This window comes from Photobacterium sp. S4TG1 (genome assembly GCF_036040035.1).
In the GTDB taxonomy this organism is placed as follows: domain Bacteria; phylum Pseudomonadota; class Gammaproteobacteria; order Enterobacterales; family Vibrionaceae; genus Photobacterium.
In genome coordinates, this window is sequence record NZ_JAYXUH010000008.1 from 120,737 (window position 1) to 146,229 (window position 25,493).

The 25,493-nt window shown below is 42.3% G+C and carries 24 protein-coding genes; 19 read left to right on the forward strand and 5 right to left on the reverse strand.

Features of this window, described 5'->3' with window-relative positions; all coding sequences use genetic code 11:
* Positions 1-30 precede the first annotated feature (30 nt).
* On the forward strand, positions 31-1,908 hold the full coding sequence (argH, locus tag VXS03_RS11565) for an argininosuccinate lyase (RefSeq protein ID WP_327763872.1): 1,878 nt from the start codon (positions 31-33) through the stop codon (positions 1,906-1,908).
* Between the two features lie 82 nt (positions 1,909-1,990).
* Here the strand turns inward: argH and VXS03_RS11570 are convergent, their stop codons facing one another.
* Positions 1,991-2,719 (reverse strand): glutathione peroxidase, encoded by a 729-nt coding sequence (locus VXS03_RS11570; protein WP_327763873.1) that lies wholly within the window; start codon positions 2,717-2,719, stop codon positions 1,991-1,993.
* Positions 2,720-2,879: 160 nt separating this feature from the next.
* Between VXS03_RS11570 and oxyR the strand changes: the two genes are divergently transcribed.
* On the forward strand, positions 2,880-3,791 hold the full coding sequence (oxyR, locus tag VXS03_RS11575) for a DNA-binding transcriptional regulator OxyR (protein ID WP_080158755.1): 912 nt from the start codon (positions 2,880-2,882) through the stop codon (positions 3,789-3,791).
* 95 nt (positions 3,792-3,886) lie between these two features.
* Here oxyR and VXS03_RS11580 read toward each other — a convergent pair whose 3' ends face one another.
* Positions 3,887-6,475: a penicillin-binding protein 1A gene (locus tag VXS03_RS11580; RefSeq protein WP_327763874.1), complete on the reverse strand. Its 2,589-nt coding sequence runs from the start codon at positions 6,473-6,475 to the stop codon at positions 3,887-3,889.
* A 148-nt stretch (positions 6,476-6,623) separates the two neighbouring features.
* Between VXS03_RS11580 and pilM the strand changes: the two genes are divergently transcribed.
* The 9 genes from pilM (at position 6,624) to dam (ending at position 15,568) form a co-directional block, all read left to right on the forward strand.
* The gene (gene pilM / locus VXS03_RS11585; protein WP_327763875.1) at positions 6,624-7,604 is read left to right on the forward strand and encodes a type IV pilus biogenesis protein PilM; all 981 of its coding nucleotides are present in this window, start codon (positions 6,624-6,626) and stop codon (positions 7,602-7,604) included.
* Positions 7,601-8,212: a PilN domain-containing protein gene (locus tag VXS03_RS11590; protein ID WP_327763876.1), complete on the forward strand. Its 612-nt coding sequence runs from the start codon at positions 7,601-7,603 to the stop codon at positions 8,210-8,212. Before pilM ends, VXS03_RS11590 begins: the two co-directional genes overlap by 4 nt.
* The gene (locus tag VXS03_RS11595; protein WP_327763877.1) at positions 8,205-8,789 is read left to right on the forward strand and encodes a type 4a pilus biogenesis protein PilO; all 585 of its coding nucleotides are present in this window, start codon (positions 8,205-8,207) and stop codon (positions 8,787-8,789) included. Before VXS03_RS11590 ends, VXS03_RS11595 begins: the two co-directional genes overlap by 8 nt.
* Before the next feature lie 10 nt (positions 8,790-8,799).
* Entirely contained in the window at positions 8,800-9,315 is a 516-nt protein-coding gene (locus VXS03_RS11600; RefSeq protein ID WP_327763879.1) for a pilus assembly protein PilP, read from the forward strand.
* 13 nt (positions 9,316-9,328) lie between these two features.
* A complete protein-coding gene (locus VXS03_RS11605) occupies positions 9,329-11,050 on the forward strand; it encodes a type IV pilus secretin PilQ (protein WP_327763880.1) in 1,722 nt (573 codons plus the stop codon).
* Positions 11,051-11,436: 386 nt separating this feature from the next.
* Positions 11,437-11,955, forward strand: a complete 519-nt coding sequence (gene aroK, locus VXS03_RS11610; RefSeq protein WP_045035958.1) for a shikimate kinase AroK — start codon at positions 11,437-11,439, stop codon at positions 11,953-11,955.
* 23 nt (positions 11,956-11,978) lie between these two features.
* Positions 11,979-13,058 carry a 3-dehydroquinate synthase gene (aroB, locus tag VXS03_RS11615; protein ID WP_327763881.1) on the forward strand — a complete coding sequence of 360 codons (1,080 nt, stop codon included), beginning with the start codon at positions 11,979-11,981 and terminating at the stop codon, positions 13,056-13,058.
* Between the two features lie 23 nt (positions 13,059-13,081).
* Positions 13,082-14,623: an AAA family ATPase gene (locus VXS03_RS11620; RefSeq protein WP_327763882.1), complete on the forward strand. Its 1,542-nt coding sequence runs from the start codon at positions 13,082-13,084 to the stop codon at positions 14,621-14,623.
* Between the two features lie 108 nt (positions 14,624-14,731).
* Positions 14,732-15,568 (forward strand): adenine-specific DNA-methyltransferase, encoded by an 837-nt coding sequence (gene dam, locus VXS03_RS11625; RefSeq protein WP_327763883.1) that lies wholly within the window; start codon positions 14,732-14,734, stop codon positions 15,566-15,568.
* A 12-nt stretch (positions 15,569-15,580) separates the two neighbouring features.
* Here dam and VXS03_RS11630 read toward each other — a convergent pair whose 3' ends face one another.
* On the reverse strand, positions 15,581-15,778 hold the full coding sequence (locus tag VXS03_RS11630) for a DUF2970 domain-containing protein (RefSeq protein ID WP_327763884.1): 198 nt from the start codon (positions 15,776-15,778) through the stop codon (positions 15,581-15,583).
* A 199-nt stretch (positions 15,779-15,977) separates the two neighbouring features.
* Here VXS03_RS11630 and rpe point away from each other — a divergent pair, with 199 nt between their 5' ends.
* From rpe to VXS03_RS11670, 8 genes are all read left to right on the forward strand, one after another.
* A complete protein-coding gene (gene rpe, locus VXS03_RS11635; protein WP_080158744.1) occupies positions 15,978-16,652 on the forward strand; it encodes a ribulose-phosphate 3-epimerase in 675 nt (224 codons plus the stop codon).
* A 14-nt stretch (positions 16,653-16,666) separates the two neighbouring features.
* A complete protein-coding gene (locus VXS03_RS11640; RefSeq protein ID WP_327763885.1) occupies positions 16,667-17,350 on the forward strand; it encodes a phosphoglycolate phosphatase in 684 nt (227 codons plus the stop codon).
* Positions 17,351-17,454: 104 nt separating this feature from the next.
* Positions 17,455-18,474: a tryptophan--tRNA ligase gene (trpS, locus tag VXS03_RS11645; RefSeq protein ID WP_327763886.1), complete on the forward strand. Its 1,020-nt coding sequence runs from the start codon at positions 17,455-17,457 to the stop codon at positions 18,472-18,474.
* A 104-nt stretch (positions 18,475-18,578) separates the two neighbouring features.
* On the forward strand, positions 18,579-19,154 hold the full coding sequence (locus VXS03_RS11650; RefSeq protein ID WP_327763888.1) for an aminodeoxychorismate/anthranilate synthase component II: 576 nt from the start codon (positions 18,579-18,581) through the stop codon (positions 19,152-19,154).
* A gap of 328 nt (positions 19,155-19,482) precedes the next feature.
* Positions 19,483-20,706 carry an aspartate aminotransferase family protein gene (locus VXS03_RS11655; protein ID WP_327763889.1) on the forward strand — a complete coding sequence of 408 codons (1,224 nt, stop codon included), beginning with the start codon at positions 19,483-19,485 and terminating at the stop codon, positions 20,704-20,706.
* Positions 20,707-20,818: 112 nt separating this feature from the next.
* Positions 20,819-21,835, forward strand: a complete 1,017-nt coding sequence (gene astA / locus VXS03_RS11660; RefSeq protein ID WP_327763890.1) for an arginine N-succinyltransferase — start codon at positions 20,819-20,821, stop codon at positions 21,833-21,835.
* Positions 21,836-21,847: 12 nt separating this feature from the next.
* Entirely contained in the window at positions 21,848-23,308 is a 1,461-nt protein-coding gene (gene astD, locus VXS03_RS11665; protein ID WP_327763891.1) for a succinylglutamate-semialdehyde dehydrogenase, read from the forward strand.
* A 40-nt stretch (positions 23,309-23,348) separates the two neighbouring features.
* Positions 23,349-24,143 carry a DUF1338 domain-containing protein gene (locus VXS03_RS11670; RefSeq protein ID WP_327763893.1) on the forward strand — a complete coding sequence of 265 codons (795 nt, stop codon included), beginning with the start codon at positions 23,349-23,351 and terminating at the stop codon, positions 24,141-24,143.
* A gap of 92 nt (positions 24,144-24,235) precedes the next feature.
* Here the strand turns inward: VXS03_RS11670 and VXS03_RS11675 are convergent, their stop codons facing one another.
* Together VXS03_RS11675 and crp are read right to left on the reverse strand one after the other, a co-directional pair.
* Positions 24,236-24,430, reverse strand: a complete 195-nt coding sequence (locus tag VXS03_RS11675; RefSeq protein ID WP_327763894.1) for a hypothetical protein — start codon at positions 24,428-24,430, stop codon at positions 24,236-24,238.
* A 183-nt stretch (positions 24,431-24,613) separates the two neighbouring features.
* Positions 24,614-25,246: a cAMP-activated global transcriptional regulator CRP gene (crp, locus tag VXS03_RS11680; protein WP_036789513.1), complete on the reverse strand. Its 633-nt coding sequence runs from the start codon at positions 25,244-25,246 to the stop codon at positions 24,614-24,616.
* Between the last annotated feature and the right edge of the window lie 247 nt (positions 25,247-25,493).

Here is a 25,493-nt window from a genome sequence, read left to right on the forward strand (position 1 = left end):
CTTCGCTTAGACAGTAACAGGAGATTTAGCATGGCATTATGGGGTGGGCGGTTTAGTCAGGCAGCTGACATCAGATTTAAACAATTTAATGATTCGTTGCGTTTTGACTATCGACTCGCAGAGCAAGATATTGTCGGTTCAATAGCTTGGTCAAAAGCCCTACGCCAAGTGAATGTGCTTACTGAAATTGAGCAACAGCAGCTTGAATTGGCTCTAAATGAGCTTAAATTAGCGGTAATGGAAGATCCTGAACAAATTCTTGCTGCTGATGCTGAAGATATTCACAGTTGGGTTGAACAGCAGTTGATTGCAAAAGTAGGGGATCTGGGGAAGAAACTTCACACCGGTCGTTCACGAAACGATCAGGTGGCGACAGATCTTAAGCTATGGTGTCGTCAGCAAGGTCAGCAATTATTGTTGATGCTGGATAAATTACAGCAGCAGTTAGTGACCGTTGCGCGTCAGCATCAAACAACAGTGTTGCCTGGTTATACTCATTTGCAGCGGGCGCAGCCTGTCACCTTTGCTCATTGGTGTTTAGCGTATGTGGAAATGCTAGAGCGCGATCATTCACGGTTGAATGATGCTATGACGCGATTTGATACTTGCCCATTAGGATCTGGGGCTCTTGCGGGAACGGCGTATCCGATAGATCGTGAAGTGTTAGCGCATAACCTTGGCTTTCAACGTGCAACCCGTAATAGCCTTGATTCAGTGTCTGATCGCGATCATGTGATGGAATTATTATCTACCGCATCAATTTCAATGCTGCATTTATCTCGCATGGCTGAAGATCTGATTTTCTATAATTCTGGCGAATCTAACTTCATAGAGCTTGATGATACGGTGACCTCGGGCTCATCATTGATGCCACAAAAGAAAAATCCTGATGCCCTTGAGCTTATTCGTGGCAAGTGTGGCCGAGTGTATGGTGCGATGGCGGCGATGATGATGACCGTTAAGGCATTACCACTGGCTTATAACAAAGACATGCAAGAAGACAAAGAAGGGCTATTTGATGCGTTAGATAGCTGGCATGATTGTATGGAAATGGCTGCTTTATGTTTTGAAGGGATCAAGATTAATCAAGATCGTACTTTAGAAGCGGCGATGCAAGGCTATTCAAATGCGACTGAATTAGCCGATTATTTAGTAGCAAAAGGGATTCCTTTTCGAGAAGCACACCATATTGTCGGCGTCGCGGTGGTGGCCGCAATTGCCAAAGGTTGTGCGTTAGAAGAACTCTCACTTGAGGAGATGAAACAATTTTCGTCGGTGATTGAAAATGATGTTTATCCTATTTTAACCATTGAATCATGTTTAGATAAACGGTGTGCTTTAGGTGGCGTTGCACCAAATCAAGTTGACTATGCTATTGGTCAAGTAGAAAAGCGGCTTGATAAGCGTTATTCACCTAATGTTAAAGTACGAGGCGCGCGACTTACCGATCTTGATGCTATTGAAGGCATGGTGGTGTATTGGGCGGGGCTAGGTGAGAATTTACCGCGTAATCGTAATGAGTTAGTGCGTGATATTGGCTCGTTTGCTGTAGCTGAAAACCATGGTGTAGTCACTGGGTGCGCATCATTGTATGTTTATGATTCTGGATTGGCCGAAATACGATCTTTAGGGGTTGAAGCGGGCTGGCAACAGCAGGGCCAAGGAAAAGCGATTGTTGAACATTTGCTTGATAAAGCCACTCAAATGGCGATTAAAAAAGTATTTGTGTTAACTCGAGTGCCTGAATTCTTTATGAAACGTGGTTTTACGCCAACCTCAAAAGCCTTATTACCAGAGAAAGTAATGAAAGACTGTGATCGTTGCCCACGTCAACATGCGTGTGATGAGGTCGCTCTAGAGGTCTGGCTTGATCAAGCTCAGCATATTCCAACGGTGAATGTTGCTTAGCTCAATATTAGCGATGGATTAATATCAAAAAGCCCTCACTTTATTATAAAGTAAGGGCTTTTTTGTAGCTAATGACTATTGCTTAGCCTAAGAAAATTTCGAGTTCTTCGCTACCACCAATGTGTTTACCACCGATGAAGACTTGAGGAACAGTACTACGGCCAGTAATTGCACGTAGAGAAACCGTCGTTGCATCTTTTCCTAGAATGATTTCTTCATACTGTAGGCCTTTATCGATTAGATTCTGTTTTGCTTTAACACAGAAAGGACAACCAGGCTTTGAGAATACGGTGATTGATTCTTGTAGTTTTTGCTCAGGTGCAATGTAATTTAACATTGTATCTGCATCAGATACTTTGAACGGGTCGCCTGGTTCTTCGTTTTCAACGAACATTTTTTCAACTATGCCGTTTTTAACCAGCATGCTGTAACGCCATGAACGCGCACCAAAACCTAGATCGTCTTTTTCAACTAACATGCCCATGCCGTTAGTGAACTCACCGTTACCATCAGGAATAAAAGTGATGTTTGCTGCTTCTTGATCTGCTTTCCATGCATTCATTACGAACGTATCGTTAACTGACACACATAGAATGTCGTCAACACCATTATCAGCAAATACTGATGCTAGCTCGTTGTAGCGAGGTAGGTGGCTAGAAGAACATGTAGGTGTAAATGCGCCTGGTAGGCTAAATACAACCACTGTTTTATTAGCAAATAACTCATTAGTTGTTACGTCTACCCATTGATCACCCTTGCGAGTGTGGAAAGTAACTTGAGGTATTAGCTGACCTTCTTTAGATACGAACATAATGTGATTCCTTAAAAAAATATAAATAAATTTAATGCAATCGGAGCTTCGTTAATATGTTCTCCATATTGATGAAGAAATTATGCGATTTTACTCTTGATAGTTCTAATCGTTTACTGCTATGGTTTTGATAGTTGATTCCTATTGGTAACCTTAGCTAATGAATATTCGAGATCTTGAGTACCTTGTCGCCCTATCTGAACATAAGCATTTTCGTAAAGCAGCTGAAGCATGTTACGTCAGTCAGCCAACCCTAAGTGGTCAAATTCGTAAACTAGAAGATGAACTTGGGGTGTCGTTGTTAGAACGAACCAGTCGTCGCGTACTTTTTACCGATGCGGGATTGAGTTTAGTCGCCCAAGCTCAAAAAGTGTTGCTTGAGGTCAAAATATTGACCGAACTAGCTAGTTTACAAGGTGAAAGCATGGCTGGCCCGCTACATATTGGCTTTATTCCAACGGTTGGTCCATATTTATTACCGCAAATTATTCCAACGCTTAAAGAAGCCTTTCCTGAGTTAGAGTTGTTTTTACATGAAGCACAAACACATCAACTAGTGCAACAACTTGAAGAGGGTAAACTTGATTGCATGATTTTAGCATCGGTCAAAGAGAGTGAGCCGTTTATTGAGTTGCCACTCTATGATGAGCCGATGATGCTTGCGGTGCCTGAAACGCACCAGTGGGCACAAGAAAAAGAAATTGATATGTCACGCCTACATGGTGAAACCTTACTGATGTTGGAAGATGGTCACTGTTTACGTAATCAAGCATTAGGTTTTTGTTTTGCTGCTGGTGCACGTGATGATGGTCGTTTTAAAGCGACTAGCCTTGAAACATTACGCAATATGGTCGCGGCAGGCAGTGGTATTACTTTATTACCTCAGTTAGCGACGCCAAAAGAACATTGTCGTGATGGGGTCTGTTATATCGAAGCTGAGCACCCGCAGCCAACGCGTTTAATCACATTAGCTTATCGTCCTGGCTCGCCATTAAAATCACGTTATGAAAAATTGGCTGCAGTGATAAAGGCTAAAATGCCTGATATTTTTGAAAAGCATGTGCAGCAATAAGAAACAACAATAGTTAATACTCATTATCAAACATGATATTTGAGCAAAAAAAGAGCGCCAATCGGCGCTCTTTTTGATTGCGGCTAAAACCGTAATTAGAATAACTCTTCTGCTGTCTCAGTATCAAACTTTTGCTCAGAAGTCACTTGGCGAACTGATTGTGTTGGCTCTGTACCCTTGATGAAGTATTCAAACATTGAGCTTGAACCATCTCGATCAGACAGTTTACCCGTTGCACGGTCAATTCGTACTTTAACGATATCAGCAGGAACCTGTAGTGGTTGTTCTGGCGTGTTTTTCAATGCAGTACGCATAAAATTAATCCATGCTGGTTGAGCTGCATTACCGCCGTATTCACCACCGGCCACCTGGTTTTTACCGAGGTTTTTATTATAGCTAGTACGACCAAGTGCATGACGGTGATCATCAAAACCAACCCAAGTGGTTGCAACAATGTTAGGCCCAAAACCGGTATACCATGCATCTTTCGAGTCATTTGTTGTACCTGTTTTACCACCAATATCATGTCGATCTAATACGCGAGCTCTAAAGCCTGTACCATACGGATGGCCGGGTTCACCCCAAATATTACTGGTCAACATTTGACGAACAAGAAATGCATTTTGCTCACTGATCACTTCAGGCGCATAGCGTACCTCTGGGGGTGTGATCACTTGTTCTAGTTGTGCCAATGTTGGTTTTTCAACAGCAGATGATGGCGCTTTGTGAATAGGTGCATTTTGAGCGGCAGTTGCGAGTGCTACTTGCATTTTTGCTTGTGGATTTTCGTTTTGACAAACATCGTTACAAACAATTTTAGGATTCGCACTGTAGATCAACTCACCATTACTATTATCAACTTTATTGATAAGGAATGGTTTAACTGCATAACCACCGTTAGCAAACACTGAATAACCTTGGGCTAATTCTAGTGGCGTTAAACTACCAGCACCTAACGCTAATGGTTCTGCGCGAGGAAGATCGGCACGTTTAAAGCCAAAGCGTGTGAGGTAGTTAATCGTAAAATCTAATCCAGCCATACGTAATACACGAATTGCCATTACGTTGATAGAACGTGCTAGACCAATACGGGCACGGGTAGGGCCACCATAACGGCCATCAGCATTCTTTGGTCGCCATGCTGTGCCTTGCCATTTATCCCACTTAGTGATCGGCGCATCATTGATTAGGGTCGCAAGTGTTAGTCCCTTTTCAATTGCTGCCGAGTAAATAAAGGGCTTGATGCCTGAACCAACCTGACGAATTGACTGTGTCGCACGGTTAAATTTACTTTGGGTGTAGTTAAACCCACCGACCATAGCCAGTATTGCACCATTGTTTGGTGACATAGCAACAAACGAGGTATTAGCACCTGGCACTTGGCTTAACACCCAGTGGTCAGTTGTTACTGCGGCAGTGTCTGCTGTTGCAGCAACGGTAGTAGCTTTATTTTGAACCCAGATTTGTTGACCTGCAGTTAAGATTTGAGCTGCAGTTGTTGGTGCTGGTCCTTGAGCGCTACTAGTTTGGAACTTACGCGCCCATTTCATACCATTCCAACCTAAGGTTACCGTTTGGCCTTGTTTGGTCACCACCGTGGCTGTTTGTTGCTTCACCTGAGTAACGACCGCTGGAATTAATTCACCATAGGTAGGTTGGCTACTTAGCTTTTCAACAATTTGATTGGCATTCAGTGGCGTTTGGCCTGGTTTCCATATCACCGCTGTTGCACCACGGTAACCATGACGTTCATCATAGTTTAACAGGTTATCAACCGCAGATTGCTGAGCAGCATGCTGTAGCTTGGCGTTAATGGTGGTGTAAACGTCCATACCTTTGGTATAGGCATCTTCACCATAACGGTTAACCATCCATGCGCGAGCACGTTCTGCAACATAAGGTGCATACAATTGAATTTCAGCGCGATGGTAATGGGAAACAATCGGCTCTGAACGGGCTTGATCCATTTGTGCTTGGGTGATGTAACCTTCTTTAAACATACGATCAAGAACCACATTACGACGAGTTGTCGCGCGATCGATGGAGTAAATTGGGTTCATGGTTGATGGCGCTTTAGGTAAGCCAGCAATAACAGCCATTTCACTTAATGTTAGCTCATCAACACTTTTACCAAAGTAGACCTGTGCAGCAGCACCCACACCATAAGCACGGTAACCGAGATAAATTTTATTGAGATAAAGGTCAAGAATTTGATCTTTCGTTAAAATTTGTTCGATATGAATCGCAATAAATGCTTCTCGAATTTTACGAGAGAAGGTTTTTTTATTGGATAAGAAAAAGTTACGTGCAAGTTGTTGTGTGATTGTACTTGCGCCTTGACGAGCATGGCCAGAGGTTAGCATCACAAAAGCGGCGCGAGCGATACCAATAGGATCGACACCGTGATGCTCATAAAAACGACTGTCTTCGGTCGCAATAAAACCATCGACTAGCAGTGGTGGCATTTGTTTCAGTGTGAGTGGTATACGACGTTTCTCACCAAATTGTGAGATCAGTTCACCATCAGCACTGTACACCCTTAATGGGGTTTGCAGTTCTATATTTTTTAATTTAGCAACATCTGGAAGGTCTGGTTTTAGGTATAAATAAAAACCAAAAATTGTACCCACTCCAAGAGTGATGCAAATTATTGCAAGTATTAGTAATCGCTTTATGAACTTCACTTGAGATTTCCCGTTACGCCATCGTTCTGGCGGTCATTATCTATTATCTTTTACCTTCAAGTATAAAGATAACAAAAAATTAATTAATGCCGTTGATGGTGTTTATTCGAAATAGTTTGTTTTTTCGCCACATGGGAGCATAACACGGATGTTTCGGAACCCACTAAGTGTTGGGGTAGATATTGGTAATCACAGTATAAAAGCTGTGGTGCTACAACAAAAAAAAGAGCAGTTTGAGTTAGCTGCGTTTGTTGAAGTTGAATTGACTAAAACTGTCATAAACGATCAGCATAGCGTGAATAATGCTGAGCTGTTGTCAGCAATGCGTCAAATTAAAAAGCAATTACCATGGCAAGCCAAAGCCGTTACCTTAGCCTTACCCGATAGTGCTGTGATCAGCAAAGTTGTTCAATTAGACACAAGCCTCAGTGAAGAAGAGGCTGAGTTCGCCATAATGCAAGCATTGGGCGCGGCTTCGCCGTTTCCAGTAGAAGAGCTATGGTTTGATTATTTTCCTCTTATTAGCGATCGTTTTAGTGATTCTGCGTCGACAACACCATTTCAAGTGTTTGCTTCACGCCGAGAGACTATAGATAACCGCTTAAACTCATTATTAAAGCTTGGTTTTAAGCCCAAAGTAATGGAGCTACAAACCCATGCTTTATTGTGGTTAGCGGAATACCTTGCTGAAATGGGAAGTCATTATAACCAATGGGGTGTGGTTGATGTAGGTAAACGTCACACTGAGTTTTGCATGAAACCCCAGGGCAGTGCGGCTTATCATCGTGAAATTCGATTTGGTACTGGTTTGTTTGACAATCAAGAAACAACAATTGAACTTGGCAGTAATCATGCTGAACAATTTACCAAGCAATTAGCTGAACAGCTAAAACGTCAAATTCAACTGTATAACTCAACCCATCCGCGTAGTGGCATTAAAGGCTTATGGTTATGTGGTGGGGGGCAAAGTTTAGTTTCTGAATCTTTATTACAACGTTTGATTGGGTTAGATGTAATGTGGGTGAGCCCATTTCAGCATTTTAGTTGTGCTAAAAAAGTTGAATTACCCCACTTGATGTCGAGTCAATATGCCGTTGCAACAGGCTTAGCATTGCGGGGGCTAGCATGATCGATAAACTCAATCTATTGCCGTGGCGTGAGCAGCGGCGTAAACAACACAAGCAGCGTTTTATCGGATTATTGATGGCAAGTGTTGCGCTGGCTTTTATAGGTAATGGTGCGATTGGTGAATATATTGAAAGCCAACAGTTGCAACAACAAAGCCGTAATGATCAGCTGCAACAAGAACTAAACAGCTTAGAGCAGCGATTGGCTTTTTTACCACAGCTAGATAAACAGCGAGATGCTATTGAGCTGCGATTAAAGGTGATTGCTGATATTCAATTATCACGTAATCGCGTTACACAATTGCTGAATCAATTACCGGAGGTGGTGCCAGCTGGAGTGTATCTTGATGGGGTCAACTTAGCTTCGCAACGGGTAAAAGTTGATGGTTTTGGTGATACTAATGGTCACCTTGCTGCTTTATTAGGTAAAGCGGAACAATCCCCGTGGTTTGAAAATATTGAAATGCATTCGTTAGTTACTACCAAGAGTGCAGATAAACAGCAAAAGTCACAATTTAATGCATCTTTTGATTTAGTCGCGCCAGTTATTAAGAACAATCCATTAAAGGCGACCTTTCCTACTGCAATAGTGGAGAAAAACAATGATTGATTGGCGTGAATTAGAGTTAGATGAAATCACGGAGTGGCCTTTATTACCGCAAGGCTTAGTTGCGTTAATGCTAACTCTGTTGCTCTCTGCTTTTGGCTATTGGTATTGGTTAACGCCACTGACCGAGGCTTTAGAGCAACAAAAACAACAAGAAATAACCTTACGGTCTCAGTTAGTGAGCCGTGCAGCCCAAGTGGCCGCTTTGCCGCGCGTTAAAGAACAAGTTGCAGAGCTTAATCGTCGTTATCAAGAAGTTATTGAACAATTGCCAGAAGAGCAAGAACTCGCGAGCTTATTGGCAAGTATTAATGATATCGGGGTCAAAAATGGATTGATTTTTCAATCAATTAAATGGGCCTCTCGTATTGAGCATGATCTTTATTATGAGCTTCCACTTAATATGCAGCTCACAGGTTCTTATCAACAGATTGGTCAGTTTGCAGAAGCAATAGCTCAGCTACCGCGAATTGTTAACTTACGTAATGTTGAGTTGGGGCGAGTGGATAATCAAGGTTTTGATGAATTACTGTCGTTAACAGTTTCTGCTACGACCTATCGCTTTAAAACCCCACAATAATGAGGATGCTATGAGAACACTATTATGGCTGTTACCGTTAGGACTCGGATTAATGGGGTGCCAAGCTAACACTGATTCGATTGAGCAGTTTATTGCTAAAACACACACTAATGCGAAGGCAAAAGTAAAACCATTAGCAGCTCCTTATATTTTTGTTGCTGAATCGTTTGTGATGACCAGTAAACGAGTACCGTTTTTACGGCCAAGACCTGAATTATTATTAACCAAGCAAGGGGATAGTAGTTGTTGGCAACCGTTAACTGATCATAAACCAACCCCGTTAGAAGCGTTCCCATTAGAGCAACTTGCAATGAAAGGGGCAATTGGTCACCAACGTCAGTTATGGGGACTAATTTATACCCCAAAAGGTGAACTAGTGAAAATTAAGCCTGGACAATTTGTGGGGCTTAACCGCGGCAAAGTAATCAAAGTGAGTGATGAACTCATTGAAATTGAAGAAACATTACCCGATGGCAAAGGTTGTTGGCTAACACGGCCTGCAAAGCTGGCTTTAGTTCAGCATTAATCAAGGATGAGTTATGAAAGGGAATACATGGGGGCTTAGCCGCCAGATTTTCGTCAGTGTATGGTTAATGTGCTGGGGGTTACTGACTGTGACTAGCGTTACAGCAGCGCCAGCTAGCGGCATCACGAATCAAGTTCAAAATATTGAATTTCACCGTGATGGTAAAGGTCGAGGCGTATTAACGGTAAAGTTAAAACAGCCACAATCCTTGGTTGATATTCGCCGTCAAGGTAAGCAATTACAGCTAGATATATTTGATACTCAATTAACTAATGAGCAAATACACACTTTAGATGTGATTGATTTTGCTACGGTCGTCAATAGCATTGATACCAGTAACGTGGCTCGTGGAGCACGGTTTGTGTTCAATATGACAGGTAGCTACGATTATGATTATCGCATTCGAGGTAACAATCTTGAAGTTACGTTAATTAAACGGGTGCAGCCTAAAGCGACCTCAACGGCAAGTAAAGGTAACGTGTCTTACAAAGGCAAACCTATTTCAATTAACTTTCAAGATATTCCTGTGCGCAATGTCTTACAGTTAATTGCGGATTATAATGATTTTAACTTGGTGGTTGCCGATACCGTTAGTGGTAACGTTACTCTTCGATTAGATAATGTGCCATGGCCGCAAGTGCTTGATATTATTCTACAAGCAAAAGGGTTAGATAAGCGTGTCCGTGGTTCTGTGCTCCTTGTTGCCCCTAAAGCTGAATTAGCCGCGAATGAACATCAAGTGATGGAAACCGCCCGCAAGCAACAAGAATTAGCGAGTTTACGCTCTGAGTTGATTCAAGTGAACTATGCTAAAGCAACGGATATTTCTGCGTTATTAAGTGGTTCAAGTGATGGTGTGGGAATGCTATCAGAGCGTGGCTCTTTACATGTTGATGAACGAACTAATGCCTTGATAATTAAAGATACACCAGAGAATATCGCCAGTATTAAAGATATTGTTGGTGCCCTTGATATTCCCGTTAAACAAGTACAAATTGAAGCGCGTATCGTTACCATTGATGAAGGTAATATTGATGAGCTTGGTGTTCGGTGGGGTGTGTCAAGTATTGATGGCGATACCACTATCGGGGGCTCGATAGAGGGCAATCTTGGTAGCTCTGGTTTACTTGATGACACTACTGTTGATGATTTTCTTAATGTTAACTTAGGTGCAGGTCAAGCAGGGGCGGCAAGTATTGCATTTCAGGTGGCAAAGTTGGGTGATATTTTACTCGACTTGGAATTATCAGCATTACAATCAGAACGTAAAGCTGAGATTATTTCTAGTCCGCGCTTAATGACTACTAACAAAAAAGCGGCTTATATCGAGCAAGGTACCGAAATACCGTACCTCGAAGCATCATCAAGTGGTGCAGTATCGGTTGATTTTAAAAAGGCGGTATTGAGTTTGATGGTAACCCCTCAAATTACACCGGATAATAAACTGGTACTTGATCTTGAAGTGACTCAAGACAGTAAAGGCGAAGAAGTGCCAACGGGGGTTGGTACGGCGGTTGCAATCAAAACGCAACGGATTGGAACACAAGTGTTAGTCAACAATGGTGAGACGGTTGTATTAGGCGGTATTTACCAAAATCAAGTTAACAACACGGTTCGTAAAGTCCCTGTTCTTGGCGATATTCCAGTACTTGGTGCATTATTTAGGCACAAGATGGAAGAACTTGGAAAACGTGAATTATTGATTTTTGTCACGCCAAAGATTGTGATGCAATAATTTTTCACTGACAAATCATCTTGCTGATAACGCTTCTAAACAAAGCCTCAGCAAGGTGAGTATTGCTAAAAGTTGTTTGATTTCTATTGGTTACCTTAGCCCTTTGAATGGGTGTTGTGCATGTTATTCGGCAATTATTAGGATATTTACGAGCTTAATACGATTGACCTCTGACCTCGGGTAAGCCATTATGGCAACCTCTGTGGGTAAGACAGGCTTAATAAAATATCGATTGATGTCGACTAGCTATTGCAAAATAGTAGTCAGTCCTGAGATAATTTTCTGTCTTATCACGAATTATATGTGAGGAACTTGGCGCCTCGGGCTTATATTACATAGAGCCTGCGGGTGGTGTCGTTTTATTAACCGCGCGTAAATTGCTAAAAATGGCTGAAAAACGAAATATTTTCTTGGTTGGCCCTATGGGTGCCGGCAAAAGCACTATTGGTAGACACCTTGCACAGCAGCTGCATATGGAATTCTTTGATTCAGATACTGTAATTGAAGAACGTACTGGCGCTGATATTAGTTGGGTGTTTGATGTTGAAGGTGAAGACGGTTTCCGCGTTCGCGAAGAAGCTGTAATTGATGACCTAACACAAGAACAAGGTATTGTTCTCGCAACGGGTGGCGGCTCTGTTATTAATAAAGAGAACCGTAATCGCCTTTCTGCTCGTGGCATCGTTGTTTATCTAGAGACGACTATTGAAAAACAATTAGCTCGTACTCAACGTGATAAAAAACGCCCGTTACTTCAAACTGACACACCTCGTGAAGTACTTGAAGAACTAGCAGCAGAGCGTAACCCATTGTATGAAGAGGTTGCTGACTACGTTGTTCGTACTGATGATCAGAGTGCGAAAGTAGTTGCTAACCAAATCATCAAGATGTTGGAAGAGCGTTAATTAATTAAAAAGAGAAGCTGACCATGGAACGGATCAATGTCAATTTAGATGACAGAAGCTACCCTATTTCAATTGGCGCCGAGTTGTTCGACAACTCGGCGTTGTTTGCATCTGCGATATCTGCAGGCAAGCAAGTAGTTGTGGTCAGTAATGACACTGTTGCCCCGTTATATGCGGATCAGGTAATAGCAACCATCAGATCATTATCGTGCCAAGTGGCATTACTTTCTCTGCCTGATGGTGAACAATACAAAACCCTTGATACGTTTAATCAGATCATGACATTTTTACTGGAAGGTAATTATGGTCGTGATGTGATTTTAGTTGCTTTAGGTGGCGGCGTAATTGGTGATATCGTCGGCTTTGCTGCTGCGAGTTATCAACGAGGGGTTGATTTTATTCAGGTGCCAACCACGTTGTTAGCACAAGTTGATTCATCTGTCGGTGGAAAAACTGCGGTTAATCATCGCCTGGGTAAAAACATGATTGGTGCCTTTTACCAACCTAAAGCAGTGATTATTGATAATCATTGTTTGCATACCTTGCCGCAACGAGAGTTAGCAGCAGGATTGGCTGAGGTTATCAAATACGGCATTATTGCCGATCATGATTTTTTTGTTTGGTTAGAAAACAATATTGAGCGATTACATGCACTGGATAACGAGGCGTTGTGTTACGCCATTAGCCGTTGCTGTCAAATTAAAGCCGATGTTGTTGCTGCCGATGAAAAAGAATCAGGAGTAAGAGCATTACTTAATCTTGGTCATACATTTGGCCATGCTATTGAAGCAGAAATGGGCTACGGAAATTGGCTACATGGCGAAGCGGTGTCAGTAGGTACAATTCTCGCAGCACATACTGCCGCAAAGCAGGGATTAATCAGTGATGCTGATGTAATGCGGATTATTACATTACATCAACGAGCAAATTTGCCCGTTGTTGCCCCTGATACAATGTTTTTTGACGATTTTATTAAGCACATGATGCGTGATAAAAAAGTATTGTCAGGTCAGCTACGCTTAGTATTACCGACGTCGATTGGTAGTGCTGAGGTTGTGGCTGATGTTCCTTTTGATGTGCTTCAGGATATAATTGGTCACTAAATTGTAGCCAATTGATAATTCGCATGACAAAACGAAAAAGTCTGGATCTGGAAAGCCAGATCCAGTTGCTGACTCGAGTACAGTTCATTACTCGGTTTAGCTCTCACCTCATTCACCTTTCTGGTGCACAAGGCTCAGGTAAAACTTGGCTTGCACATGCTTTTCTTGAAGACTATGCCACTGATTGCCATCAAGTATTATTGATGTGTCAGCGTGGACAAACTGATATTCAACACCGTACTTTACTGCTCCAGCAATTTGTTAATCACGCTATGTTTAACGAACATGACTCTTTATGTCAGAGTGTTGAGCATTTATTAGCGAACCAACATTATAAATTAATGGTGGTGATTGATGATGCTCATTTTCTGAGTCCAGTCTTAATTGCTGAATTGTGGGCATTGGCACAATATGCAAATCAGCATGCTGAGCTACAACTGAATATTGTGCTATTTGCAAATCAGGGAGAGTTAAATCAAACCTTAGCTCATGTTGCACATGGCTCGAGTATCACTCCGGTTGAACTTGATATTGATGATTTTAGTCAGCAAGAAGTGATGCTATTTAGTGATATGCTAATGGCGACAGATGGATTAGATGCTCCTTGTCGGCGTTCGTTAAAGCAGCGCCTATTAATGGCACTGCCTCGTCCAGGTGTATTACATAATCTTCCGCAAGCAGAAGGAATAACCATGAACTCAAATATTAACAACAAACCATTATTACCGATTGTGATTGGTGGCGTGATCATTGTTTTAATTGCTGGCGGTTATCTCTTTATGACAGCGCAGACAAGTAATGAGCCTTCAGCTGCGGCTATAACGGCAACGACGTCTTTACCTTCAGCGGCAACAACAGCAGTAACCATTGATAAAGAACCCTTACCACCACAAGTTAACGTTAATCCACAAGGATTAACTGTGGGACGTCAAGATGACATTAAAGGTCAAGAACGAATTGTTATCTCGGATCAGCAAATTGATGCGATTATTGATGATCATGCGCTAAAAGGGCATGCTGTCACTACTGAAGCTACTGAAGCTACTGAAGCTACTGAAGCTACTGAAGCTACTGAAGCTACTGAAGCTACTGAAGCTACTGAAGCTACTGAAGCTACTGAAGCTACTGAAGCTACTGAAGCTACTGAAGCTACAGATACAACTAAAACGCCAGCCATCGCAGCAACAGAAGTCGGTAAAGTCCCATCTACAGCTTCCGCTAGTATTATGTCTGCACCGGTTTTTAGGTTAGATTGGTCGCTTAAATTAGCCGCAGATAAGCAACAATTGTCCACAGTGAAGCCAACGCATTATGCGTTACAACTGGCTGCAACCCAAAGTCTCGCCGCTGCTGCTGAGTTTATCACTACCCATAATGTAACTGATGCAATGATTTACCAAACAGAGCGTAATCAGCAGTCATGGTTTATTGTTGTGACCGGAAATTACGCCACAGCCACTCAGGCACGCACTGCAAAAAATCAATTATCTGCTTCGTTACAACAGCTAAAACCGTGGTTAAAATCTTATCGTAAGATCTCGCAAGAAATGGATCGCTTAAAATAAAGCCATAAATGGTAGTTATTTATGTGAATTGGTATCAGCACAGGGTGTAAATGAGGTACAATCCGCGACCTTTCGTGACATTCTTGTAAGTGGTGGTGGGTCAGCTTAATGAAAAAGCATCGTGCATTCCTGAAGTGGGCTGGAGGTAAGTATTCTCTGGTCGAGGATATTAAACGACACCTACCGCCTGCGCGTAAATTGGTTGAGCCTTTTGTCGGTGCCGGATCTGTGTTTTTAAATACTGATTACGAGCATTATTTGCTGGCGGATATCAACCCAGATCTGATTAATTTATATAATATTATTAAGCAAGAGCCTGAGCGATACATTGAAGATGTACGCCGATTATTTACGCCTGAATATAATACTAAAGCAGCATATTTAAGTATTAGAGAAGACTTTAATAACAGTACTGATCCTTATCAGCGTTCGATTTATTTTCTCTATCTAAATCGTCATGGCTTTAATGGCTTATGCCGTTATAACAAAAAGGGCGGGTTTAACGTTCCTTTTGGCTCTTACAAAAAACCGTATTTTCCTGAAGCTGAAATGTATTATTTTTCAGAAAAAGCTAAACGTGCGACGTTTATTTGTGAAGGGTACAGCCAGACATTTTCACGGGCGCGTAAAGGCAGTGTGATTTATTGTGATCCACCGTATGCGCCATTATCAACCACCGCTAATTTTACCTCTTACTCTGGTAATGGTTTTAGTTTGGATGATCAAGCGACCTTAGCTAATATCGCAGAGAAAGCCGCGACTGAACGCGATATCGCAGTATTGATTTCTAATCACGATACACCGTTAACTCGTCGTTTATATACCGGTGCTGATTTATCCGTAGTAAGGGTTAAGCGCACGATTAGTCGCAATGGCGGCGGGCGCAATAAGGTTGATGAGCTATTAGCGTTATTTAACACGCCACTTGCCACTGATAACGAATAATTCCTCCTGATTTTAGATTGCTATTGCTTGATGCGTGATAGCAATCAATATGATCACTAACAGCACGATAACAATCCCTCCGATGACAATAAATAGCCATGGACTTGAATGTTGAAAGTCTTGTTGGTGCTGTTGTTGTGATTGCACGCCAAACAATGCTGCTAAGACACTCTTTATTATTTGCCACACCGCTTTACTGTGTTTATTCATCGGCTTTCCTGTGAGTGTTTTATTTAAATGCTAGCTAGATTGTAGTGCCTATGTTGGTAGTAACACTGATAATTATTGCTAACTACAGTAATAAATAAATCCATTAAGACAACACCTAGGGGATCGGGTAGACTGACTGCAATTTATGAGCTTGGTACGCCGAGCCTGTGTTTTTATCGCTAGTGTAAAGAGGCTAACCATGAAGGACTTTTTGATCGCTCCATCTATTTTGTCTGCTGATTTTGCCCGCTTAGGTGAAGATGTAGCAAACGTATTGGCCGCTGGTGCTGATGTGGTACATTTTGATGTTATGGATAATCACTTTGTCCCTAACCTGACGTTTGGTGCGCCTATCTGTCAAGCATTGCGCGATTATGGTATTACCGCGCCGATTGATGTTCATTTAATGGTAAAACCTGTTGATCGTATTATTCCTGATTTTGCCAAAGCTGGCGCTAGCATGATCACTGTTCATGTTGAAGCGACTGACCACCTTGACCGTAGTTTGCAACTGATCAAAGAACATGGTTGCCAAGCTGGGGTGGTATTTAATCCAGCAACACCATTACACCACCTTGATTACATTATGGATAAAGTGGATATGATTTTGATCATGTCTGTAAATCCTGGTTTTGGTGGTCAATCATTTATTCCAAGTACGTTAGATAAATTACGTCAAGTACGTCAGCGTATTGATGCTTCAGGGCGAGATATTCGTTTAGAAGTGGATGGTGGTGTTAACGTTAATAATATTGCGGAAATCGCAGCAGCAGGTGCGGATATGTTTGTTGCGGGCTCTGCTATTTTTAATGAACCTGATTATAAAATTGCGATTGATAATATGCGTGCACAGTTAGCTGAGGCTAAGCGTTAATGGTTTCTGAAAACATGATTGAAAATATTAAATTTATAGCGTTTGATTTAGACGGTACATTGTTAGATAGCGTACCTGATTTAGCCGATGCGGCTGATTTGACTATGCGTCATCTTGGCCGTGAAGGTGTGACGGTTGAACAGGTGACAACTTGGATTGGTAACGGGGCTGATATTTTAATTGGTCGCGCATTAAGCCGTAGTATCGATATTGATCCTAATCTTGACCCACAATTACAGCGCCAAGCTCGTGAGTTATTTGATCACTATTATGCCGCAGGCGGTCACCAAAAAAGTGCGCTATATGCGGATGTGAAAACGACATTAGCTCATTTACATCAAGCGGGTGTTTTGATGGCGGTGGTGACGAATAAGCCATCACAATTTGTGCCTCATTTGCTTGAAGAACATGGTTTGAGTGCTTATTTTGTTGATGTGATTGGCGGTGATACTTTTCCATTGAAAAAACCTGATCCTTACGCATTACATTGGTTGATGGAAAAACACCATGTTGCAGCCACTGAATTGCTGATGGTGGGGGATTCGCGTAACGATATTTTAGCGGCGCAAGCTGCTAGTTGTCGCTCGCTTGGGCTGACTTATGGTTATAACTATGGTCAACCGATCAGTGATAGTCAGCCAGATGTTGTCTGTGATCACTTCAAGCAATTACTTGATGTGGTTAAACTAGGCTGCTAGTACATTACGGTGTACACTAAAAACCAATAACATTAGGTACTGATAACCACGTTATTAGTACCTTTCGTCAATACAATTACAGATATTAACAGGACAGCCTGATCATGAGTAAACCCATTGTATTAAGTGGCGTACAGCCTTCTGGTGAATTGAGTATCGGCAACTACCTTGGTGCGCTGCGTCAGTGGGAACAGATGCAGGATGATTATGATTGTCAGTACTGCGTGGTTGATTTACATGCCATTACTGTACGCCAAGATCCAAAAGCACTTCATGAAGCAACTCTCGATGCTCTTGCGATTTGCTTAGCCGTTGGTGTTGATCCAAAGAAAAGCACTTTGTTCGTACAATCTCACGTACCTGAGCATGCACAGTTGGGCTGGTTATTAAATTGCTATACCCAAATGGGTGAGCTAAGTCGTATGACTCAGTTTAAAGATAAATCAGCGCGTCACGCTAATGATGTTAATGCGGGTTTATTTGGTTACCCAGTACTGATGGCTGCCGATATTTTATTGTATGGCGCCCATCAAGTGCCTGTGGGTAGTGATCAGAAACAACATTTAGAGCTAGCACGTGATATCGCAACTCGCTTTAATAATCTCTATGGCAGCGTTGAAAGTCCTATTTTCCAAGTACCTGAACCGTATATTCCAACGGTAGGTGCGCGTGTAATGAGCTTACAAGATGCGACTAAGAAAATGTCGAAGTCAGATGATAACCGTAAGAACGTTATTACGTTGCTTGAAGATCCTAAGTCAATTCTCAAGAAAATTAATAAAGCACAAACCGATGCAGAAATGCCACCACGTATTGCACATGATATTGAGCAAAAAGCGGGTATTTCAAATCTAATGGGTTTGTATTCTGGCGCAACGGGTAAGACTTTCGCTGAAATTGAAGCGCAGTATGCTGGCGTTGATATGTATGGTCCGTTTAAGAAAGACGTTGGTGAGGCATTAGTTGCAATGCTAGAGCCTGTGCAGGCTGAATATCATCGTATCCGTGATGATCGTGCTTATCTTGATAGCGTGATGAAAGCCGGTGCGGATAAAGCATCAGCACGCGCTGCTGAAGTATTGAAAAAAGCATATCATGCAGTAGGTTTTGTTGCTCGCCCATAAATGCTAGCAATAATAATGACAATAAAAGCAGGGCTTAGGCTCTGCTTTTTTATCGCAAGTTAATTACTGTCGTCGACAGTAAAGAATAAGAGCTTAGTTGTAGTATGTTGTTACTTATTGATAACTACGATTCATTTACTTACAACCTCTATCAATACTTTTGTGAATTAGGCGCTGAAGTGGTTGTGGTGCGTAATGATGAAATTGATATTGCGGCAATTGAGGCTTTAGCACCCACGCATTTAGTCATTTCTCCTGGCCCCTGTACGCCTAATGAAGCGGGTATATCTTTGCAAGCCATTGAATATTTCGCAGGTAAATTACCGATTCTCGGTGTGTGTCTTGGACACCAATCACTTGCGCAAGTATTTGGCGGCGATGTAGTACGGGCTCGCCAGGTTATGCATGGTAAAACATCACCTATTTATCATACTGATTGTGGTGTGTTTAAGGGGCTGAATAATCCTCTAACGGTGACGCGTTACCATTCCTTGGTCGTTAAAGTGGCAACATTACCTGATTGTTTTGAGATCACCGCTTGGACAGAATTAGACGGTGAATTTGATGAAATTATGGGTATTCGACATAAAACGCTGGCACTTGAAGGGGTGCAGTTTCATCCAGAAAGCATTTTGACCGAACAAGGCCATCAACTGCTGGCTAATTTTCTGCAACGCTAATTCCTCTGTTACTGCTTTTCTAACGTACTTATTACGGCGTGAGTAAGTACGCTTTTCTGTTGTTATTACTGCTTATCTTCGTTATTTGAGTCGTTTCGTTTTTGTTGAAATGCAATTTTATGCATTTGATAAGAATTATTTCCTTAGAGGAAAGAGTGTTGGTCAATGATAGTGGTTAATAATCTTCCGTAAATAATGCATAACTATTGCTAGTGTATTCATTTATTAACACTTTTGCTGAAATAAAAAGCATTAACTTGCTTGGCAAAAAGTTAATAAAATGTAAATACTATTAATAATACGGCATACAGCACAGAAGGATAGTGTGATGGCAACAGAAGAGAAGCTGCAACGTTCATTGTTTAATGAGGTCATGGTACCTTGCTATGCGCCGATGGATATTATTCCCGTTCGTGGACAAGGCTCGCGCTTATGGGATCAACAGCAACGGGAATATATTGATTTCGCGGGGGGGATTGCGGTCAGTTGTTTAGGCCATTGCCATCCGGTGCTGGTGGAAGCATTAACAGAGCAAGCACAAAAATTGTGGCATTTAAGTAATGTGATGACCAATGAGCCCGCGTTGCGCTTAGCTGACACACTGACCCAACTCACTTTTGCTGATAAAGTCTTTTTCGCTAACTCTGGCGCGGAAGCAAATGAAGCCGCATTAAAGTTAGCCCGTCGTTATGCGGTCGATAATTTTAGTGCCGATAAAGATCAAATTATTGCCTTTCATCACGGTTTTCATGGACGTACCTTTTTTACAGTGACTGTCGGTGGTCAAAGTACTTATTCCGATGGTTTTGGTCCTAAACCCCAAGCAGTTACCCATATTCCTTATAATGATTTAGCGGCAATTACTGAATTAATGTCAGATAAAACCTGTGCTGTGATGATGGAGCCTTTACAAGGTGAGGGTGGGGTCATTAGCCCAACGATTGAGTTCGTGCAAGGAGTACGTGAGCTGTGTGATAAACACCATGCGCTGTTGATCTTTGATGAAGTGCAAACGGGTAATGGCCGTACAGGAGACTTGTTTGCTTACCAAGGTCTTGGTGTTACCCCAGATATTTTGACCACTGCAAAATCATTAGGTGGCGGCTTCCCTGTTGCTGCCATGCTAACAACGACGGCACTTGCTGCTCATCTTAAAGTGGGTACCCATGGCTCAACTTATGGTGGTAATCCTCTTGCGTGTGCCGTTGCTGAGGCGGTGATTGATACCATTAGTCAGCCAGCAGTCCTCGCTGGAGTAAAACAGCGTGAGCAGTGGTTTCGTGAGGGATTACAACAAATTAACCACCGCTATCCTATTTTTAGTGATATTCGAGGAAAAGGGTTATTACTTGGGGCTGTCTTATGCCCACAGTGGCAAGGACGAGCACGAGATATCTTAGTTGCTGCAGGTAAAGAAGGGGTTATGGTGTTGGTGGCAGGAGCGGATGTAGTACGCTTTACGCCTTCACTTGTCATTGATAAAACCGATATCGATGAAGGAATGCAACGCTTAGAGGCGGCAATTGCTTCGCTATATAACGCAGATTCTTAATTGTGATTAAATTATAATTGCGGGGGCTTAGTTAACATCAATAGCCCCATTCTGATGCTAATTTTGAGCGAGGCAATGGCAGGAGTCATTGTCTACATTAGGAGGGAATGCCATGCTCATTATTCGTCCTATTACTGCCGCTGATTATCCTGCACTGATGCAATGTGCAGAAGCCTCTGGTCATGGTTTTACATCATTACCTATCAATGAAGATTTGCTTCGTCACCGTATTCAACATTCTCAAACCAGTTTTAATGCCACCGTTACTTCACCAAATCAAGAAAGTTATTTGTTGGTTGCAGTTGATAGCGACACCGATCAAGTTGTTGGTACAACAGCAATTGAAGCAACGGTTGGGCTTGATGTGCCTTTCTATAATTACCATTTAAGTACAGTGACCCATGCTTCGCGTCAATTAGGCGTCCATAACACCGTTAAGGTGTTAACTTTGGGAAGCCAATATACAGGTGAGACTGAGCTGTGTAGCTTATTTTTATTACCAGAATGGCGTCAAGGTATTAACGGCCGCTTGTTATCGAAATCACGTTTTTTGTTGATGGCTGATCATCGGCAGCGATTTGCCGAGGTGGCCTTTGCTGAAATGCGCGGCGTCTCGGATGAGCTGGGTAACTCTCCTTTTTGGCAATGGCTTAAAGAGCATTTCTTTTCGATTGATTTTACTTATGCTGATTATCTAACGGGTATTGGCCGCAAAGGTTTTATTGCCGATTTAATGCCTAAATTGCCCATTTACGTCAACTTGCTAAGTAAAGAAGCGCAAGCTGTGATTGGACAGGTGCATGAAAACACTCGCCCTGCATTACAGCTATTAGAGCAAGAAGGATTTTGTTGTCGTGGTTATGTCGATATTTTTGATGCCGGCCCTAGTGTTGAATGTGACGTTCGTAATATTGAAACTGTGCGCCATTCGCAGCGGTATCAAGTGGATATTGGCGAACATAGTAGCCATCAACATTACCTTATTTCAAATGGGCAATTAGCGGGCTTTCGAGCCGTAGCTGCCGCTATTGCCATTAATGCACAAGGACAAGCACTGATGACGGTTGAGGTTGCTGCTGCACTAAATGTTGGAATGGGTGATGAGGTAAGATTAATAGCTCAACCATAAAAGGAGAGACGAATGAGTATATGGATAAATAATCATTGGTTAACGGGTGACGGTGAGCAATTTCAATCCTGTAATCCTTACAACGGCGATGTAGTTTGGCAGGGTAATGCGGCGAGTGAAGAGCAGGTTGAGAATGCGGTTGCTGTGGCAAATACAGCGTTTTTAAGTTGGCGTAACACGGCCTTTAGTGAGCGCTTAGCCGTTATTGAACGCTTTGCTCAATTACTGCATAAGCATCAATCTCAATTGGCACAGATTATTGCGTCAGAAACAGGTAAGCCACTGTGGGAAAGTACTACTGAAGTTGCAGCTATGATTGCTAAGGTCGAGTTATCAACCCAAGCTTATCATGAACGAACGGGCACTCGTCAGCGTCAACAGGCCGATACAACGATGATTGTGCGCCATCGCCCGTTGGGCGTAATGGCAGTCTTTGGGCCATATAACTTTCCCGCACATTTACCGAATGGCCATATTATTCCAGCGCTATTAGCGGGTAATACCGTGGTATTTAAGCCCTCAGAGCTGACGCCTAATACCGCTCAGCGAATGTGTGAGTTGTGGCAGCAAGCCGGTATTACTGATGGTGTTCTAAATTTAGTGCAAGGTGGGCGTGCAACAGGAGCCGCATTATCGATGGCAACAGGAGTCGCAGGCGTATTATTTACAGGAAGTGCATACACCGGACATTTACTGCACCAACAATTTGCAGGGCAGCCGCAAACCATGTTGGCCTTGGAGATGGGAGGCAATAATCCATTGGTAGTAGGTCAAGAGTATGGCGACATTGAGGCGGCAGTATATGCCATTATTCAATCCGCTTTTTTAAGTGCAGGGCAGCGTTGTACGTGTGCTCGGCGGTTATATATCGCTACTGGAAAAGCTGGCGATGCAATATTAGCGCGGTTAGTTGTTGTTGCTTCACAATTGCAGGTCGGTGATCCATTAGCAATACCGGCACCGTTTATGGGACCATTAATTTCTTCCGTTGCAGCGGATCAAATTATGGCACATCAGCAGCAATTATTTGCCGCTGGTGGAATTGCTTTATTAACGGCAACCCGTGGGCACGGTGCAATTGTAACACCGGCGATTATCGATGTTAGTGCGATCAGTGAGCTTGCAGATGAAGAATATTTTGGGCCGTTATTGCAGGTCTGTCGTTATACTGATTTTACTCAAGCGGTGGTAAGTGCTAATCAAACGCGCTATGGCTTAGCTGCAGGATTAATTTCAACCGATGAGCAGCAATGGCAGTATTTTATTGATCATATTCGTGCAGGGATTGTAAATCGAAATCGACCATTAACGGGGGCGAGTGGCGATGCGCCTTTTGGTGGCCCAGGTGCTTCAGGTAACTTGCGTCCAAGTGCTTATTATGCAGCGGATTATTGTGCCTATCCAATGGCATCAGTTGAAGGGGAACAATTACAATTACCGTCCCAATTAGCGCCAGGAGTGAGCTTGAACTAAGGTTTAGTAAGTAATAATGCTTTCAATAAGCAGGCTGATTATGGAATCTATAACACAACTTTTTGATGGTTTATGGCACGATTATAGTCAACGATTATGCCCCTCCGCGGTACAGATACAGCAGTTGTTAACTGAGGACACGACGTTACTCAATGATCATATTGCATTGCGCAGTTTTGGAATACCTAAGTGTGGATTAGCAGTGCTTGCTGCGCCATTTATTGCTTTAGGATACCAACCGCAGGCAAAATATCATTTTAGTGCTAAAAAACTGTATGCCGAATCATTTATCCATGCCAATCCTTTATTACCAAAGGTCTTTATTAGCGAATTACAACTAGCTGGGTGCTCCGCTGAATTGCAGCGTGCAATACGGGCATTGCTTGATCAGGTGGGTGATGATTATTTTCATCAGTCTGATTTTGTTTATAGAGGGCGTCCGTGGCAACTTGATTTTGCAACCTACCAGTTCTTAGCCGCAGAAAGTGAATATGCGGCATGGGTTGCGGCCCATGGTTTTGGTGCGAATCATTTTACGGTCAATATTAATCAGTTAGAGCAGTTTGCTAACCTTGAAGAGGTCAATCATTTATTGCGTCATAATCAATTTGTCATTAATCAAGCAGGTGGTGAGATAAAAGGCAATGCCGAGGTTATGTTAGAGCAATCAGCAACTATGGCTGACAAGGTTGGAGTCAGCTTTCGTGATGGCATTCATAATATCCCAGGTGGTTTTTATGAATTTGCTAAACGCTATCCTCAAGCGAATGGCGAATTATATGAAGGGTTTGTTGTTGATTCTGCAAATAAAATATTTGAAAGTACGGATCGCTAGTATATTTCGATGTGCCGTTGTATTTGCCGTAAAGACCGTCGATAGGCAAATTAACATAATACAGTGCTTAGCATATAAGCACTGTCATAAGGCTAGTTATCTAATGGTGAAGCCCAAACACCTGATTCATCTGCAGGGCAGCGACGTAACCCTGTTTGTTGTTCGAGATAACAGCGGCTATCACTAAACCCTGTCATTTCAATCGTCGTGGGTTGAGTGGTTAATACGCCAGGTACCGTGGTGAAACTATTCGCAGAAAAGCGTTCAATATCCATATTGGCCATCATTGATTTAATATCCGTTTGTGAGCAAAATGTAACACAAATGGGTGTTATTACAAATTAAATTTTAACAGTAATACTGACGCTGCCAATGATTGTTTTATGGAGGTAATTTTGGAAATGCAGAGAAAAAAAAAACCGCAGGTATAAGCTGCGGTTTCATCGGTGATCACGGTATCGCTATAATAATTAGCGTGTGCCGTAAACCACAATAGTTTTACCATGAGCAGAAATAAGATTTTGCTCTTCTAGCATTTTAAGAATACGGCCGACTGTTTCACGAGAACAACCTACGATCTGACCAATTTCTTGACGAGTGATCTTAATTTGCATGCCATCAGGGTGTGTCATTGCATCCGGTTGTTTTGCAAGATTCAATAATGTCTGTGCAATACGACCTGTAACATCAAGGAATGCAAGATCACCAACTTTTTGACTTGTCACTTGTAGACGACATGCCATTTGAGCAGATAAACGCATTAGAATATCTGGGTTAACTTGAATTAATTGACGGAATTTTTTAAATGAAATTTCTGCAACTTCACAAGGGCTTTTTGCGCGAACCCAAGCTGTACGTTCTTGGTCTTCTTCGAACAAGCCGAGTTCACCAATAAAGTCGCCCTGGTTTAGGTAAGAAAGAATCATTTCCTTACCTTCTTCATCCTTGATTAATACAGCAACAGAACCCTTCACGATGTAGTACAAAGTTTCTGCTTTTTCACCTGCGTGAATTAACGTGCTCTTTGATGGATATTTGTGAATGTGACAATGGGAAAGAAACCACTCTAAAGTTGGATCTGTTTGCGGTTTACCTGGAACCATATTACTAACTTCCTCTGCATATGTTGCCCAACAATATGTTCTGTAAAGATAACTCGACAAAACTGTGTGTTGGCAGGGTTTATTCACTCAGCTGATGGGCTGCGAGCTAACTTAAACTGGTTTAGAGTGTATCCTTTTTTTGGGGCTTTTTCTTGATATTGATCTCGATGACCCGCTCATTTATGAGAGATAAGTGTGCACATGATCACATCGTTGTGACTTAGTTACCAAAAGCGCTGTTTCAAAG

Bases quoted from the DNA above. Each gene is read 5' to 3' on its own strand.
- argH (WP_327763872.1), top strand. From the start codon at position 31: ATGGCATTATGGGGTGGGCGGTTTAGTCAGGCAGCTGACATCAGATTT.
- VXS03_RS11570 (WP_327763873.1), bottom strand. From the start codon at position 2,719: ATGTTCGTATCTAAAGAAGGTCAGCTAATACCTCAAGTTACTTTCCAC.
- oxyR (WP_080158755.1), top strand. From the start codon at position 2,880: ATGAATATTCGAGATCTTGAGTACCTTGTCGCCCTATCTGAACATAAG.
- pilM (WP_327763875.1), top strand. From the start codon at position 6,624: ATGTTTCGGAACCCACTAAGTGTTGGGGTAGATATTGGTAATCACAGT.
- VXS03_RS11590 (WP_327763876.1), top strand. From the start codon at position 7,601: ATGATCGATAAACTCAATCTATTGCCGTGGCGTGAGCAGCGGCGTAAA.
- VXS03_RS11595 (WP_327763877.1), top strand. From the start codon at position 8,205: ATGATTGATTGGCGTGAATTAGAGTTAGATGAAATCACGGAGTGGCCT.
- VXS03_RS11600 (WP_327763879.1), top strand. From the start codon at position 8,800: ATGAGAACACTATTATGGCTGTTACCGTTAGGACTCGGATTAATGGGG.
- VXS03_RS11605 (WP_327763880.1), top strand. From the start codon at position 9,329: ATGAAAGGGAATACATGGGGGCTTAGCCGCCAGATTTTCGTCAGTGTA.
- aroK (WP_045035958.1), top strand. From the start codon at position 11,437: ATGGCTGAAAAACGAAATATTTTCTTGGTTGGCCCTATGGGTGCCGGC.
- aroB (WP_327763881.1), top strand. From the start codon at position 11,979: ATGGAACGGATCAATGTCAATTTAGATGACAGAAGCTACCCTATTTCA.
- VXS03_RS11620 (WP_327763882.1), top strand. From the start codon at position 13,082: ATGACAAAACGAAAAAGTCTGGATCTGGAAAGCCAGATCCAGTTGCTG.
- dam (WP_327763883.1), top strand. From the start codon at position 14,732: ATGAAAAAGCATCGTGCATTCCTGAAGTGGGCTGGAGGTAAGTATTCT.
- VXS03_RS11630 (WP_327763884.1), bottom strand. From the start codon at position 15,778: ATGAATAAACACAGTAAAGCGGTGTGGCAAATAATAAAGAGTGTCTTA.
- rpe (WP_080158744.1), top strand. From the start codon at position 15,978: ATGAAGGACTTTTTGATCGCTCCATCTATTTTGTCTGCTGATTTTGCC.
- VXS03_RS11640 (WP_327763885.1), top strand. From the start codon at position 16,667: ATGATTGAAAATATTAAATTTATAGCGTTTGATTTAGACGGTACATTG.
- trpS (WP_327763886.1), top strand. From the start codon at position 17,455: ATGAGTAAACCCATTGTATTAAGTGGCGTACAGCCTTCTGGTGAATTG.
- VXS03_RS11650 (WP_327763888.1), top strand. From the start codon at position 18,579: ATGTTGTTACTTATTGATAACTACGATTCATTTACTTACAACCTCTAT.
- VXS03_RS11655 (WP_327763889.1), top strand. From the start codon at position 19,483: ATGGCAACAGAAGAGAAGCTGCAACGTTCATTGTTTAATGAGGTCATG.
- astA (WP_327763890.1), top strand. From the start codon at position 20,819: ATGCTCATTATTCGTCCTATTACTGCCGCTGATTATCCTGCACTGATG.
- astD (WP_327763891.1), top strand. From the start codon at position 21,848: ATGAGTATATGGATAAATAATCATTGGTTAACGGGTGACGGTGAGCAA.
- VXS03_RS11670 (WP_327763893.1), top strand. From the start codon at position 23,349: ATGGAATCTATAACACAACTTTTTGATGGTTTATGGCACGATTATAGT.
- VXS03_RS11675 (WP_327763894.1), bottom strand. From the start codon at position 24,430: ATGATGGCCAATATGGATATTGAACGCTTTTCTGCGAATAGTTTCACC.
- crp (WP_036789513.1), bottom strand. From the start codon at position 25,246: ATGGTTCCAGGTAAACCGCAAACAGATCCAACTTTAGAGTGGTTTCTT.